Raw genomic sequence first — 15,781 nt, 5'->3', positions numbered from 1 at the left:
TTTAAAAATCATGAAAAATAAATTATTATTGGGAATTTTCATTATAGCTTCTGTGTATTCGTGTGCAGTTAATCCTGTTACAGGAAAAAAGAGTCTTAATTTTGTTTCTAATAATGAGTTGTTTCCATCGTCGTTTCAACAGTACAATACTTTTATTAAAGAGAATAAAGTAATTACAGGAACTGCAGATGCCAAGAGAGTTGAAGCTGTTGGGATGAAAATTAAAGCCGCTGCCGAAAAATATCTAAACTATTTAGGACAATCACAATATCTTAAAGATTATCGATGGGAATATAAATTAGTTGATAATAAGGAAGTTAATGCTTGGTGTATGCCAGGTGGTAAAATCGTAGTTTATTCAGGAATTCTACCAATAACCCAAGACGATGCGGGTTTAGCTACTGTTTTAGGACATGAAGTTTCTCATGCTTTGGCAAATCATGGTGCTCAACGTATGAGTGCAGCCCAATTGCAACAATTAGGGGCAGTAGGTGTTGCAGCTGTAACTGGCGGACAAAGTGCTGACAAGCAGGAAATGTGGCAAAAATATTATGGGATTGGTTCAGAGGTAGGAGTGATGCTTCCCTTTAGCCGAAGCAATGAAAGTGAAGCCGATAAAATAGGATTAACACTTATGGCAATTGCAGGATATAATCCAGATGATTCGATTGCTTTTTGGAAAAGAATGTCGGCACAATCTTCGGGGAAAACTCCGGAATTTCTTAGCACGCATCCATCAGATGCGACAAGAATTGCCAATTTGAGTGCATTAATTCCTGAAGCAAAAGCTACGGCTGCAAAAGTGGGAATTATTAAATAAAATTTATTTTTGGTTAAACCAAAATGATATATCTACAAAGACTATTCTTTTTTAAGAGTAGTCTTTTTTGTTTATGATGCAATGTGTCAATTGGTTATGTTAAGTCACAATTTATTAATGTATGATTTATTAATATTCTATATAATTATAAAAAAAAAGAAATAATTTAGCACCCAAAATCATAAATATGGCAGATTTACCTAAAGGGAATAAAAAATTATTGAATGCATGGGCTTTTTATGACTGGGCAAACTCGGTTTATCCGTTAGTTATCTCATCGGCAGTTTTTCCTATTTTTTATGAAGCGTTATTTTCAGATGATAATCCGTATATAGATGCCTTCGGGATGCATCTTAAAAACTCTGCTTTAATTAGTTTTATTACAGCTGCTGCATTTTTGGTTGTTGCTTTTATTTCTCCTTTATTATCTGGAATTGCCGATTATGTCGGGAATAAAAAAGCATTTATGAAGTTCTTTTGCTACACGGGTGCTTTGTCCTGTATGGGATTATATTGGTTTAACCTTGAAAATATTTACATAGGTTTACTCTTTTACTTTTTAGGATTAATAGGTTTTTGGGGAAGTTTGGTATTTTATAATTCGTATTTGCCGGATATTGCATTCCCGGAACAACAGGATAGTTTAAGTGCCAAAGGGTATTCGTTGGGTTATGTAGGGAGTGTTCTTTTGATGTTAATCAATTTAGAAATGATTATGAAGCCTGAAATTTTTGGTATCACTGGAACTAAGGGTGAAGCTGCCATGAAAGCCATGCGGTATTCTTTCCTAATGGTTGGTGTGTGGTGGATTCTTTTTAGTCAATATACTTATTATTATTTACCAAAAGGGAGCAAAAATGAGGGACAAAAAGTAACTAAAGATGTATTCTTTAATGGTTTTCGAGAATTAAAAAAAGTTTGGAAGTTACTTGAAGAAAATATTTCTTTAAAACGATATTTGGGTAGTTTCTTCGTTTATAGTATGGCAGTTCAAACTGTTATGATTGCGGCAACTTATTTCGGAGCTCAGGAAATTGCCTGGTCATCAGAAAGTGAAAGTACTACAGGTTTAATTATCTGTATTTTGGTAATACAACTTGTTGCTATTGGAGGTGCGGTTTTAACATCCAAAGCTTCAGCTAAGTTTGGTAACATTCCAACATTAATTGTGATTAACAGTATTTGGGTGGTATTTTGTGTAATTACATTTTTCATTACTTTACCAATACATTTTTATACTATGGCAGCGTTGGCAGGACTTGTGATGGGAGGGATTCAAGCTTTATCACGCTCCACTTATTCTAAATTATTGCCTGAGACAGAAGATACGGCTTCTTTTTTTAGTTTTTATGATGTAGCCGAAAAAATTGGAATCGTAATAGGAATGTGCGTATACGGTATAATTGATCAAATTACAGGTAGTCCAAGATATTCAATTGTATTTTTAGCAGTCTTTTTTATTACTGGAATTTTGTTACTAAGAAGAGTACCTAAAAAAGGTGTTTTAAATTAATAAAACTCCTTAGAAAAAATCAACCTTGAAAAAATGTTATTAGTATTTGTAATTTCTTTAGCATTTTTAGCAATTTTGTTATGACTATCTAGTTGTAATGCTTTCTTATTGGATGCAATTGCCATTTCGGTATTTTTGTTTTTTAAATAGCATTGACCAATTAAAGTATATATTGTACTGTTATTAAGTAGTTTATTGCTTAATAACAGTACAAGAAGAAGTTAGGAAGATTCTATTTATAGTTATTTAAAATTATAGAATTTCCACTGTTTTTATTTTATGCTTTCGAGATATTTCCTGAACCACTTACTTTGGTATCTTTTGTTTTTGGATCTCCTTTATATTGGACGTCTCCAGAACCAGAAACTCTTGCTTTTAAGTTTTCACTACAAAAAACTTTACTGTTACCTGAACCAGAAATTGTAAGATCTACATTTTTGGCTTTTAATGCTGTTGCATCAATATCGCCAGAACCAGACAATTTGGTTTTGAAATCTCCAGTATTTCCTTTTAAAACAATATTTCCGGAGCCGCTTACGGCAAGGTCAAATGTTGTTGAATCAAGATCTAAACTTAAATTACCAGAGCCTGATAGCGCTACTGAAAAAGCATCAGCTTTGATTGTATTCTTGGATTTTATATCTCCAGAACCAGAAAGTGAAACACTAGATATTTTTTCGAAGGGAATAGTAACTTTAATGGTTCGACCGCTACTAGGACTGATGTTTTTATTTTTTTCTGTGTAAATTTTAAGCACATTGCCTTCAACTTCAACTTTAATAAAAGATTGCAAATTTTCTTCGGCTTTAACCGTAATTGCGCCTTCTTTTCCTGCAACTAAATCAACATCAAAGAATCCCATTACTTTAATTTCGTCATAATCGGCTGTTGATCGATTTTGGGTTACTTCTTTTCCATTCCCTTTTATACGTTCTTTCGACCATTGGGCATTGGCAATTGTACTTAAAAAGAATACGCTGTAAGCTAATAATTGGATTGATTTTTTCATTTTTGATTGATTTTATGATTATTGTTTTCTTATTAATGATATGCTCCCATAATTTGATGTAAGAGCTATTTTGTTCTGACCTTTTTTCTTGTAAAACCCACTAATGCTTTTGGAGTTGCTTTTTTCTTCATTATTAGAAATCTGTATAGAAGAATCAGTTTTTATACCCGAATATCTTGTTGAAATATCAAAATCAAAAGCATAGTTGGTATCGTATCCCAGTGATACGTCCGAATATCGAGAACTAACTGTTATATTATTGGCTTTTTCATTTATGATTCCAACAGCCAGATTACCATAATTAAGATCTACGCTTAGGGTATTTGAAATTTCACCAATAGTAACATTTAAATAGTTTCCTGATCCTAATATAGAACCCATTTTCTGAAACTTAAATGTACCATAAGTACTCTCGTAATTAATAACTTGGCTGCCTCCAATCGTAACATCGGTATAACTTGTGTTAAGGTTTATTTTGCCGGTATCATTAATTTTTAATCCAGAATATTTAGCTTCGATATTTCCACTTTTAATATAATCAATACTAGAGTTTTGGCAATATTGTATTTCGACAGTATTTGTATTGCCATTTAATCTCCCGAGGTTTATCTTGCCATACTTGCAAAAAATATCTGTAGTTGATCCTAAATCACCTGTTGTAATATTTCCGTATTTGTTATTGAGTTTTACAGTGCCATTTTTAGGGATTTTAAGGATATAATTAATTTCAAAATTATTATTACTTCCTGCACTCTTATAGGATGAATTTCCAATGTTTGTAACGGCAGTAAGCATCGATTTTAAAGCGTTGATATCAATGTTAATGTTGTTTAGTTTTTCGTTTACCCAGTTTTCATTGTTGCCAGAAACCTTTATAATAACTTCAATATCAATTTTATCTTCATTCCATGTTGTTACCGAGATGTTTCCATATTTATTGTCTATATCTATTCCGGCATCGGAGTTAACGATATAGGTTTTTTTAATAGTTTTTTGTTTTGAAATAGAATTATCATCGTTTGCAAATCCTAAAAATGGGATTACAAGTAATAATATAAGGAAGTTATAATGTTTTTTCATGAGTGCTGTTTTTAAATTTTTCATTTTCATCAATACGGGTCAATACGTTTTGCAAGAAGGAAATACGAGTTTGTAAATTGCTAATCATGGCATAAATAATCTGTTTATTTTCGCCATTTTTTTGTAATTCGGCAATGATTTTTGCGTAATCATTATCCATTGCTTTCATTTGTTTAAGAGCATCACTAATTATTTGTTCGTTTTCGGGTGATTTCTTGTCATGAAGTTTCTCTAATTCATTTGCAATTAAAACACTAAATATCGAATCGGTTCTTTTAGTTTCTTGTGATGCAAATTTTAATTCTTTTGGTTTTTCGTTCGAATTAAAGAATACAGAAATCCCAAGCATAAGCACTATTGAAGCAGCAATGGCATAAGTAATGGTGTAATTCTTTTTTGGTTTTGTTTTCTTTAATTTGTTTAAAAAATCTGCTTCATGCTGCGGCTTCATTTCTTGAATATCCCACTGATTTTCAAATTTTCCAAATAATTGGTCTAAATCGTCATTTTCCTTTTTCATATTTCCTCTAATTTTTTTCTTAAACTGTTTTTAGCTCTGTTCAATGTGGTCCGGCAATTGGCGTAGCTAATAGTAAGTATTTCACTTATTTCTTCTTGATCGTACCCTTCAATATAAAATAAGGTTAAAACCATTCGATAATTATCTTTTAAGTCCAGAATAGCATCCATGACCTGTTTTACTTTTAGAGAATCCAGATCTAGATTCTCCGAAAAAAAGCTGTCATTTTCTTCTATTTTGTATAATGTTTTACTAAGATCTTCTACTTGAAACTTATTGTTTTTTTTGTAAAAATCGATACTGTAATTTATGATGATTTTCTTGAGCCAAGCTCCAAAAGCGACTTCTTGTTTATAGTCGTCAATTTTGGTAAATGCTTTAAGGAAGCCTTCTTGCATAACATCTTGAGCATAGTGTTCGTCTTTTACAATACGATACGCAACATTATACATGGCTTTGTAGTATCTGTTGTATACTTCAAATTGTGCTTTTTGATTCTTTTGTTTGCACAATGTTATTAATTCTTCGATATTTTGGTTGGTTGTATTCAAGTAGCGTCTAATGGTTTTTAATAATGACTTTGATTTTTTGGGTATGTTACAGTTTTGATAAAATTAAATGTATTTTTTTTATAAAAGTTTTTTTGAGGCTTTAATTAAAAGTAAAACATTTTATATTGGTGTTCTATAAAATCAAAATTGTTGTTTATGTTTGTTTTGGCATAATGATTGTCTATTTTTATGGCTATGCAAATAAATAAAGGAGTTCTAGCATTTTTGTTTAAAACAAAGCAAGCTTATTCTATATTTGCGATTTGAATTTATTTTTTAATGACAAAACGACTTATATTATACTATGTCAAATCATAAAATACTTACTATTGACAATTTGTCACTTCAGGAATTTGATTCTGAAGCCGAATTAATACCGTTATTGACTCCCGAGGATGAGGAAGAAATGAATAACGAAGAGTTACCTTTTTCGTTACCAATTTTACCTTTACGCAACACTGTTTTATTTCCAGGAGTTGTTATTCCGATTTCTGCCGGTAGAGACAAATCTATAAAACTGATTAATGATGCAAATGCTGGTGATAAAATCATCGGAGTTGTTTCTCAGGTAAATGAAGAAGACGAAGATCCATCCAAAGATGATATTCATAAGGTAGGAACTGTTGCCAGAATTCTTCGTGTTCTTAAAATGCCCGACGGGAATATCACAGTTATTTTACAAGGGAAAAAACGTTTTGAAATTGCCGAAGTAATTTCAGAGGATCCTTATATTACTGCCAATGTAAAAGAGGTTGAGGAAGCACGTCCTGCGAAAAATGATACCGAATTTAATGCTATTGTGGATTCTATAAAAGAATTGGCAATCCAGATCATTAAAGAAAGTCCCAATATACCTTCAGAAGCTACATTTGCAATTAAAAATATTGAAAGCCAATCGTTTTTAATCAATTTTGTTTCATCGAATATGAATTTATCGGTGAAAGAGAAGCAAGGTTTACTTTCGATAAACGGTTTAAAAGACCGCGCGCTTGAAACATTGCGTTACATGAACGTAGAGTTACAAAAATTGGAGTTAAAAAATGACATTCAATCGAAAGTTCGTTTTGACTTAGATCAGCAGCAACGTGAATATTTCTTACATCAGCAAATGAAAACCATTCAGGAAGAATTGGGAGGCGTTTCGCAAGAGGAAGAAATGGACGAGATGAGTCAGAAAGCCAAAGAAAAGATTTGGGATGAGAAAACGCAAAAACATTTCGAGAAAGAATTGTCTAAAATGCGCAGAATGAATCCGCAATCACCAGATTTTGGAATCCAAAGAAACTACTTAGAGTTATTTCTAGAATTACCTTGGGGAACATTCTCCAAAGATAATTTTGATTTAAAACATGCTCAAAAAGTATTGGATAGAGATCATTTTGGTTTAGAAGAAGTAAAGAAAAGAATGATTGAGCATTTGGCAGTTTTAAAATTGCGAAATGATATGAAATCACCAATTATATGTTTAACAGGACCTCCGGGAGTTGGAAAAACTTCAATAGGAAGATCTGTTGCCGAAGCTTTAGGTAGAGAATATGTACGTATTTCGCTTGGTGGTTTACGTGATGAAGCTGAGATTCGTGGACACAGAAAAACGTATATTGGAGCAATGCCAGGTAGAATTATTCAGAGCTTGAAAAAAGCAGGAACTTCTAATCCTGTTTTTGTTTTAGATGAAATCGATAAACTATCAAATAGTAATAGTGGTGATCCATCATCGGCTTTACTAGAGGTTTTGGATCCGGAACAAAACAATGCTTTTTATGATAACTTCCTGGAAATGGGATATGATTTATCTAAAGTAATGTTTATTGCTACATCCAATAATATGTCGGCTATTCAACCTGCGTTGAAAGACAGAATGGAAGTTATTAAAATGTCTGGATATACAATTGAAGAAAAAGTAGAAATTGCACGTAAACATTTGTTTCCAAAACAACTTTTGGCTCATGGATTAACTACAAAAGATTTGACGATTGGTAAAAAACAATTGGAAAAAATTGTTGAAGGTTATACCAGAGAATCAGGTGTTCGTAATCTGGAGAATAAAATGGCTCAAGTAATTCGTAATGCTGCCAAATCGGTTGCGATGGAAGAAGAGTATAATAAAAAAGTAACCGACGAAGATATCGTTAAGATATTGGGTGTACCAAGATTAGAGCGTGATAAATACGAAAGCAATGATGTTGCTGGAGTTGTAACGGGATTAGCTTGGACAAGTGTTGGTGGTGATATTCTTTTTATAGAATCTTTGATTTCTGAAGGAAAAGGAGCGCTAACTATTACAGGGAATTTAGGAACTGTAATGAAAGAATCGGCTACAATTGCATTGGAATATATCAAGGCTAATGCTAAGAAATTAGGCTTAAACCCAGAATTGTTCCAGAAATATAATATTCATATTCACGTGCCAGAAGGAGCAACTCCTAAGGATGGCCCTAGCGCAGGTATTGCAATGTTAACTTCGTTAGTGTCATTATTGACGCAAACCAAAGTGAAGAAAAATATCGCAATGACTGGAGAGATTACTTTGCGTGGAAAAGTATTACCAGTAGGTGGAATAAAAGAAAAGATATTGGCTGCCAAAAGAGCAAATATTAAAGAGATAATTTTATGTCATGAAAACAAAAGTGATATAGACGAAATAAAAGCTGAATATTTAGAAGGTTTGACTTTTCATTATGTAAAAGAAATGAGTGAAGTTTTGGCTTTGGCCTTAACAGATCAAAAAGTTAAAAACGCTAAAGATTTAAAATAAAAGAGCTTTATTGTGTTTGAAACATAATAAAGAACAGGAATAAAAATCCAAATTCTAAACTGTATAATTGAAAGTTTAGGGTTTGGATTTTTTTATTTCAATTTGAAAACGACAATTTGCAATTTGTCATATTATAATTTTATCTTCGCAGCTGCGTTTTAGTGTAGATAAAAGCAATATATAAAGCATGCTGAAAAAACTGGGATTCTTTTATTTATTTACTTTTTGTACTGTTTCCTACGGGCAAATAGGAGGTAAGTATACCTATCAGTTTTTAAATTTAATGCCTTCACCCAGACAAGCGGCTTTAGGAGGGAAAACAATCACTATTTACGATGATGATGTAAACCAGGTATTATTTAATCCTGCAACCTTAAATCAGGATATGGATAATCATCTTGCGTTAAATTATGGTAGCTATTATGGCGAGGTAACTTACGGTAGTGGTTCTTATGCGTATACTTATGACCAGCACTTGCAAACTTTTCAGGCAGGTATAAGTTATGTTAATTATGGGACTTTTGAGGGATATGACGAAAATGGTCAGGCGACTTCAAATTTTACAGGAAGTGAAGCGGCTCTTTCTTTTGGTTATGCATATAATATTCCATATACAGATATTCATATTGGTGCAAATGCCAAATTAATTTCTTCGACTCTGGAGAGTTATCATTCTTTTGGAGGCGCACTGGATTTAGGATTCCTTTATATTGATGAGAAGAATGATGTAAACTGGGCGTTGGTTGTTCGAAATATCGGAACTCAATTCACTACATATTCAGGGATTTACGAAAAATTGCCTTTGGAGATAATAGCAGGAGTTTCGCAGGAATTAGAAAATGTACCTATACGATGGCATCTTTCATTGGAGAACTTACAACAATGGAATCTTGCTTTTTCAAATCCAGAACGAGCCACAACAAATATTGACGGAACTACAAACGAAGAAAAGGTGTCGTTTTTTAACAATGCATTGCGACACATGATTTTTGGAGTTGAGCTTTTCCCTAAAAGAGCCTTTAATTTACGATTGGGATACAATTTTAGAAGGGGAGAAGAATTGCGAATTCTGGAACAGCGTAATTTCTCCGGAATGTCAGTGGGTTTTGGACTAAAACTAAATAAATTGAAATTTAATTATTCCTATTCCAGATATAGTTTGGGAGCAAATACAAGTCTTTTTGGACTTACAATTAATTTTCAGGAATAAATATAAAATAACAGAATTACTATCTTAAACATTAAAATCGATATTTTGAAAAAAATAACTGTAGCGATTGACGGATTTTCGTCAACGGGAAAAAGTACCTTGGCAAAACAATTGGCAAAACAATTGGAATATGTATATGTTGATACTGGTGCCATGTATCGTGCCGTAACTTTATATGCCATGAAAAACGGATATATAAATGCAGAATCTTTTGATAAAGAAAAACTAGTTGCTGATTTACCTTCAATACAATTGACTTTTCAATTTAATGCTGAATTAGGTTTTGGAGAAATGTTTTTGAATGGCGAAAATGTAGAAAAAGAAATTAGAACAATCGAGGTTTCTAGTTTTGTGAGTAAAGTTGCTGAAGTTTCTCAGGTGCGTTCTAAATTGGTAGAACAGCAACAAGAAATGGGAAAAAATAAAGGAATTGTTATGGATGGCAGGGATATAGGAACTGTAGTTTTTCCAGACGCCGAGCTTAAAGTTTTCATGACAGCAAGTGCGAGTACTCGCGCACAAAGACGTTTTGATGAGTTACAACAAAAAGGAGATGATGTAACTTACGAGGAAGTTTTAAAGAATGTAGAGGAACGTGATTACATCGATACGCACCGTGAAGATTCGCCATTGGTAATTGCCGATGATGCCATAGAGATTGATAATTCCTACCTAAATAAGGAAGAACAATTTGCAGCAGTTATGGAATTAGTGAATGATGTTGTAAAAACAGCTTAATTCTTTGCAGATTTCATTTTAAATAGTAGTTTTACCGCCTAATTTTATTTTAAAGACAATTCATCATTATGGGAATTAAAAACAGATTGATTATAATGAGCTTTCTTCAGTTTTTTGTTTGGGGAGCATGGCTTATTACAATCGGGAATTATTGGTTTGGGACTAAAAATTGGGAAGGAACTCAATTTGGTTTGGTTTTCGGTACCATGGGAATTGCTTCTTTATTTATGCCAACCCTTACAGGAATTATTGCTGACAGATGGGTTAACGCCGAAAAATTATATGGTGTTTTACATATAGTATATGCATTAGTTTTATTTGGGATAGCTCAAGTTACTACCCCAGATCATTTTATATATGTTATGCTTGCTGCAATGTGTTGCTATATGCCTACGATTGCGTTGAGTAATTCAATTTCATATACTTCGCTGAAATTAAATAATAAAAATATAGTAAAAGATTTTCCACCCATTCGAGTATGGGGAACAATAGGTTTTATTGTTGCGATGTGGATTACGAATTTGAGCGGTAATAAATCGACAGAATATCAGTTTTATATTGCAGGAATCGCAGCTCTAGTATTAGGAGTTTATGCATTTACCTTACCTAAATGTAAGCCGCAGCGTTTAACCAAAGAAAATGCCACGTTAACAGAAACATTAGGATTGGAAGCTTTTAAGTTATTTGGAAACTATAAAATGGCATTGTTTTTTGTTTTCTCTATGTTTTTAGGGGGTGCTTTGCAGCTTACAAATGCTTATGGTGATGTTTTTCTTGATGAATTTAAACATTTTCCTAAATACGCTGATTCATTTGTGATTCAGTATTCTACGATTATCATGTCAATTTCTCAGGTTTCAGAAACCTTGTTTATCTTGGCAATTCCATTTTTCTTAAAGCGTTTTGGTATCAAACAAGTAATGCTTATTAGTATGCTTGCTTGGGTATTGCGTTTTGGATTATTCGCTTTTGGAGATCCTGTAAATGGATTATGGATGATTATTATGTCGTGTATAGTTTACGGAATGGCATTTGACTTTTTTAATATTTCAGGTTCATTATTTGTAGAGAGTAATACGGATTCTAAGATACGTTCTTCGGCACAAGGATTATTCATGATGATGACTAATGGTGTAGGAGCTATTTTGGGAAGTTTAACTTCGGGATGGGCAATAGATAGATTTTTTACAAAATCATTTAAAAACTCGTCTGAATTGGCTGGATTTCTTCAAACAGAATCTACAAACCCAAAGATGTTGGATTTTGTAAAAAGTCATGGAAATACAGTTTCTCCAGATGGTGTTTTTGGTAGCGAAATTTTGATGAAAGACTGGCATAACATCTGGTTGTCGTTCGCAGCTTATGCCTTGGTTATTGCAATTGCTTTTGCTATTTTGTTTAAGCATAAACATGATCCAAAAGAGTTTGAAAACATGAGTCACTAAGGACTTTTTAATATTTATAACAAATCCGACAAACCCGACAAACCCGAGACTTCGGGATTGTCGGGTTTGTTGTTTCTAGGGATTATATTCAATTATATTTGTTACCTACCGATGAATTTTATAGGTTTAATATAGAATAAATTTACTTCTTTTTTATCAATTTAAAGTAAAGCATATAAACCTAACATTTTTTTAAAACCTGTTAGGTTTGTTATTTGGCAAGAGTTCTTAAAAACTACAAAACCTCAAATCTAGCCCTGATAGAGTCGATATCCTTTTTCTGGCTTTTGGGACAGGAAAAGATATAGGCGAAAGCGGGACTTTAGGTCTTGAAAAACAGGAAATCTTCTGCTCCTGAACAATCGGCTGATAATCACTAGGAATTGTTTTGCTATTACAAATAAATGTATTAATTTTGCAAACCTTTTGGCAGAGAAGAGTTTCTATTAGGTATCAACTATTTATGTAAAACAACTTCTGTTTTTTCTATCGCTTTATGAAACTCAAGAAAAACAGAATACAAATTTTTTATCAGCATGTCTGAACAATTAAAATCACAAGAAGAGTTTTTAGCAAATTTTAACTGGCATAACTTCGAAGAAGGTATCGATGCAGTAGATGAGAAAAACTTACAAGAATTCGAAGACTTAGTATCAAAAACTTTCATCGCTACAGATCAAGAAGAAGTAGTTGAAGGTGTAGTTGTTAGAATTACAGATAGAGACGTTATCGTTGATATCAACGCAAAATCGGAAGGTGTTATTTCTTTAAACGAATTCCGTTACAACCCAGCTTTAAAAGTAGGTGATAAAGTAGAAGTATTAATCGACATCCGTGAGGATAAAACAGGTCAATTAGTATTATCTCACAGAAAAGCACGTACTATTAAATCATGGGATAGAGTTATTTCTGCAAATGAAACAGGAGAAATCGTTAATGGTTTTGTAAAATGCAGAACTAAAGGTGGTATGATCGTTGACGTTTTCGGAATTGAAGCTTTCTTACCTGGTTCTCAAATTGACGTTAAGCCAATTAGAGACTACGATGTATATGTAAACAAAATGATGGAATTCAAAGTGGTAAAAATTAACCACGAATTCAAAAACGTTGTTGTATCTCATAAAGCGCTTATCGAAGCTGATATCGAAGTACAGAAAAAAGAAATCATCGGTCAATTACAAAAAGGACAAGTATTAGAAGGTGTTGTTAAAAACATTACTTCTTATGGTGTGTTTATTGACTTAGGTGGTGTTGATGGATTAATTCACATTACTGACCTTTCTTGGAGTCGTATTAACCACCCAAGTGAAGTTCTTGAATTAGACCAAAAATTAAACGTTGTAATCCTTGATTTCGATGATGAGAAAACAAGAATTCAATTAGGATTGAAACAATTAAACGCTCACCCATGGGATGCTTTAGATGCTAACTTAAACATTGGTGATAAAGTAAAAGGTAAAGTAGTTGTAATCGCTGATTACGGTGCATTTATTGAAGTTGCTGAAGGTGTTGAAGGTTTAATCCACGTTTCTGAAATGTCATGGTCTACTCATTTACGTTCTGCTCAAGATTTCGTAAAAGTTGGAGATGTTGTTGAAGCTGTTATCTTAACTCTTGACAGAGATGACCGTAAAATGTCATTAGGTATCAAACAATTGACTCAAGATCCATGGACTGATATTACTTCTAAATACCCAGTAGGTTCTAAACATACAGGTATCGTTAGAAACTTTACAAACTTTGGTATTTTCGTAGAATTAGAAGAAGGAATTGATGGATTAATTTACATCTCTGACTTATCTTGGACTAAGAAAATCAAACACCCATCTGAATTTGTAAATGTTGGTGAGAAACTTGATGTAGTTGTATTAGAATTAGATGTTGAAGGACGTAAATTATCTTTAGGTCACAAACAAACTACTGCTAATCCTTGGGATCAATACGAAGATTCTTTCGCTGTAGGAACTATCCACAATGGTGAAATTTCTGAAATCGTTGACAAAGGAGCTACTGTAGAATTCGGAGATGATATCGTTGCTTTCATTCCTACTCGTCACCTTGAAAAAGAAGACGGAAAGAAATTGAAAAAAGGAGAATCTGCTGATTTCAAAGTAATCGAATTTAACAAAGAATTCAAAAGAGTTGTTGCATCTCACACTGCTATCTTCCGTGAAGAAGAAGAGAAAAATGTGAAAACTGCAACTGAAAATACTTCATCTAACTCATCTACAAATGCACCAGCTGCAACTTTAGGAGATAACAATGATGTATTAGCTGCATTGAAAGCTAAAATGGAAAAAACTGAGAAAAAATAATTCTTAATTTTTTTTAAATATAGAAAGTCCCACAGCAATGTGGGACTTTTTTTTCGTTAGAATATTTTATTTTTTGTCACATATTATAAAGATTAAAATATTTTTTTTAAAATCTGCAGCTCATGATGCGGATTTCTTTAAGTAATAAAATCTGCTTTAGTTTGCGTGCTTTTTTTTGTAAACACTAGTTTATAATCCCTTCTCTTAAAGTAAACTCACTGATAAGGTAATATTCGTTTTCAATAACTTAGATATCGGACAAATTTCTTTGGCTTTTAAAGCTGTTTTAGAAAACTCATCTTCGGTGATGTTTGGGACTTTTCCTTTTAAATCTAAATTAATCTGTGTTATCGTGCCATCTTCAAACGTAACTGTAGCCTCTGTATGCAAATCTTCGGGAACATAACCTGCTTCTGATAGTAAGAAGCTTAATTGCATTGTAAAACAGCCAGAATGAGCTGCAGCAATCAATTCTTCAGGATTCGTACCCACACCATTTTCAAAACGAGTCTTGAATGATAGTTGCGCATTATCTAGTGTAGTACTTTGTGTACTAATAGTTCCTTTTCCTTCCATCCCGGTTCCTTTCCAGTTGGCATGTGCTTTTCTAGTAAATTTCATCTTTTAGAATTTAATGGGTTTAATAATAATTGTAACAACTAAATTAATTAGGTTTTATGTATATTTTTGAATTTTAGATAATTGTATTTTCAAATATAATCAAATTTTGCGAAGCGTTAAATGTTCGTTTTACTTGCCAATAAATGGAACTAACATGGGTACCTTCTTTTGATAATTTTTATACTCTTCTCCAAATAATTCTCGAAGGTCTTTTTCTTCTAGAAATTTTACTGCAATAAAAATATAAATGGTTGTAGTAAGTGCAAATACTAAATGTCCGAGTGTCATTACAGGCGTAGCCCAAAACGCAATTAAGAATCCCAACATAATAGGATGTCTTACGATTTTGTATAGATGAATTATCTTGAACATAGTACATTCTGGTTCTGGATCTTTATTTTTTATATTTTGAATAATTTGTTTCAATCCAAATAAATCAAAGTGATTAATTATAAATGTAGAGAGTAATGCGATAATCCATCCTAAGAAATAAATACCATTTATAATCATGGTTGCAGTTTCATTCTCGATTTTCCATACTATAGTTTGCATTGGTTGCCATTGCCAGTATATTAATAGTAATGCTGAGCTTGAGAGTAAAACATAGGTGCTACGCTCGATTGCGGGGTTAACAATATTTGTCCACCATTTTTTGAATGCAGGCCTCGCCATTATGCTATGTTGCAATGCAAATAGACTTAACAAAAGTACATTAATAATAAGTGCTTGTGTAAAGGTGGTTTCAGGTCCTGTATCGATTGATTTAGGAACGATAAAATTGCCAACAAATCCTATTGCATAAAGAAAAGCGATGAGAAATAGGAGGTAAGCAAATACTCCATAAAGAAAAGTGATTAATTTTGTCATACTTGTAGGTTTTATGATGGTTTATTAATTTAAAACAGTTTATATTTTTAAAATTACCAATTTACCTATGTTACTAGTATGGTTTTGTTTATTGGCTTGTTTTTGAGTGTTTTGGGAGATTTTTTCTTTGAGTATTAGCTAATTTATGAAAATTATCTTATAGAATTTTTATTTAGGTATTTTAATTTGAATAATTCTGATTTTTAGTTAGTTGAAGGTGATTGTCTTTTTAGAAGTTATCGAAGTATTAATCTAAAATTTTCGGAGGTAATTGAATAAAAAAATGGTTTGAAAGTTTTTACACTCTCAAACCATTCTATATGGTATATAAGAA

General features: G+C 32.4%; 14 protein-coding genes. 7 read left to right on the top strand and 7 right to left on the bottom strand.

Annotation, left to right across the window (positions count from 1 at the left end; translation table 11 throughout):
* Nucleotides 1-10 precede the first annotated feature (10 nt).
* Nucleotides 11-820 carry a M48 family metallopeptidase gene (locus tag OIU83_RS03965; protein ID WP_264204968.1) on the top strand — a complete coding sequence of 270 codons (810 nt, stop codon included), beginning with the start codon at nt 11-13 and terminating at the stop codon, nt 818-820.
* A gap of 187 nt (nt 821-1,007) precedes the next feature.
* A complete protein-coding gene (locus tag OIU83_RS03960) occupies nt 1,008-2,333 on the top strand; it encodes an MFS transporter (RefSeq protein ID WP_264204967.1) in 1,326 nt (441 codons plus the stop codon).
* Here the strand turns inward: OIU83_RS03960 and OIU83_RS23600 are convergent.
* From OIU83_RS23600 to OIU83_RS03940, 5 genes are all read right to left on the bottom strand, one after another.
* Nucleotides 2,330-2,494, bottom strand: a complete 165-nt coding sequence (locus tag OIU83_RS23600; RefSeq protein ID WP_404827652.1) for a tetratricopeptide repeat protein — start codon at nt 2,492-2,494, stop codon at nt 2,330-2,332. The genes OIU83_RS03960 and OIU83_RS23600 overlap by 4 nt on opposite strands.
* Nucleotides 2,495-2,610: 116 nt before the next feature.
* Complete coding sequence (locus OIU83_RS03955; RefSeq protein WP_264204966.1) at nt 2,611-3,342, bottom strand: head GIN domain-containing protein; 732 nt, start codon at nt 3,340-3,342, stop codon at nt 2,611-2,613.
* Between the two features lie 18 nt (nt 3,343-3,360).
* Nucleotides 3,361-4,422, bottom strand: a complete 1,062-nt coding sequence (locus OIU83_RS03950; RefSeq protein ID WP_264204965.1) for a DUF4097 family beta strand repeat-containing protein — start codon at nt 4,420-4,422, stop codon at nt 3,361-3,363.
* Nucleotides 4,406-4,942, bottom strand: coding sequence for an anti-sigma factor (locus tag OIU83_RS03945; RefSeq protein WP_264204964.1), 537 nt, complete (start codon nt 4,940-4,942; stop codon nt 4,406-4,408). The genes OIU83_RS03950 and OIU83_RS03945 overlap by 17 nt, the downstream gene beginning before the upstream one ends.
* On the bottom strand, nt 4,939-5,493 hold the full coding sequence (locus tag OIU83_RS03940; RefSeq protein ID WP_264204963.1) for an RNA polymerase sigma factor: 555 nt from the start codon (nt 5,491-5,493) through the stop codon (nt 4,939-4,941). The genes OIU83_RS03945 and OIU83_RS03940 overlap by 4 nt, the downstream gene beginning before the upstream one ends.
* Before the next feature lie 304 nt (nt 5,494-5,797).
* On the opposite strand from OIU83_RS03940, the gene lon reads away from it, so the two are divergent.
* The 5 genes from lon to rpsA all read left to right on the top strand — a co-directional run bounded on the left by lon (nt 5,798) and on the right by rpsA (nt 13,959).
* On the top strand, nt 5,798-8,251 hold the full coding sequence (gene lon, locus OIU83_RS03935) for an endopeptidase La (RefSeq protein ID WP_264204962.1): 2,454 nt from the start codon (nt 5,798-5,800) through the stop codon (nt 8,249-8,251).
* 187 nt (nt 8,252-8,438) lie between these two features.
* A complete protein-coding gene (gene porQ / locus OIU83_RS03930) occupies nt 8,439-9,461 on the top strand; it encodes a type IX secretion system protein PorQ (RefSeq protein WP_264204961.1) in 1,023 nt (340 codons plus the stop codon).
* Nucleotides 9,462-9,506: 45 nt separating this feature from the next.
* Complete coding sequence (gene cmk, locus OIU83_RS03925; RefSeq protein ID WP_264204960.1) at nt 9,507-10,199, top strand: (d)CMP kinase; 693 nt, start codon at nt 9,507-9,509, stop codon at nt 10,197-10,199.
* A gap of 68 nt (nt 10,200-10,267) precedes the next feature.
* A complete protein-coding gene (locus tag OIU83_RS03920; protein ID WP_264204959.1) occupies nt 10,268-11,644 on the top strand; it encodes a nucleoside permease in 1,377 nt (458 codons plus the stop codon).
* Between the two features lie 536 nt (nt 11,645-12,180).
* A complete protein-coding gene (rpsA, locus tag OIU83_RS03915) occupies nt 12,181-13,959 on the top strand; it encodes a 30S ribosomal protein S1 (RefSeq protein WP_264204958.1) in 1,779 nt (592 codons plus the stop codon).
* Nucleotides 13,960-14,163: 204 nt separating this feature from the next.
* On the opposite strand, the gene OIU83_RS03910 is transcribed toward rpsA, so the two are convergent.
* Complete coding sequence (locus OIU83_RS03910) at nt 14,164-14,580, bottom strand: OsmC family protein (protein ID WP_039117633.1); 417 nt, start codon at nt 14,578-14,580, stop codon at nt 14,164-14,166.
* A 129-nt stretch (nt 14,581-14,709) separates the two neighbouring features.
* Nucleotides 14,710-15,447: a methanethiol S-methyltransferase gene (gene mddA, locus OIU83_RS03905; RefSeq protein WP_264204957.1), complete on the bottom strand. Its 738-nt coding sequence runs from the start codon at nt 15,445-15,447 to the stop codon at nt 14,710-14,712.
* Between the last annotated feature and the right edge of the window lie 334 nt (nt 15,448-15,781).

The organism is Flavobacterium shii (genome assembly GCF_025847235.1).
Taxonomy (GTDB): Bacteria; Bacteroidota; Bacteroidia; order Flavobacteriales; family Flavobacteriaceae; genus Flavobacterium; species Flavobacterium shii.
This window is presented reverse-complemented; position numbering and strand designations above follow the sequence as displayed.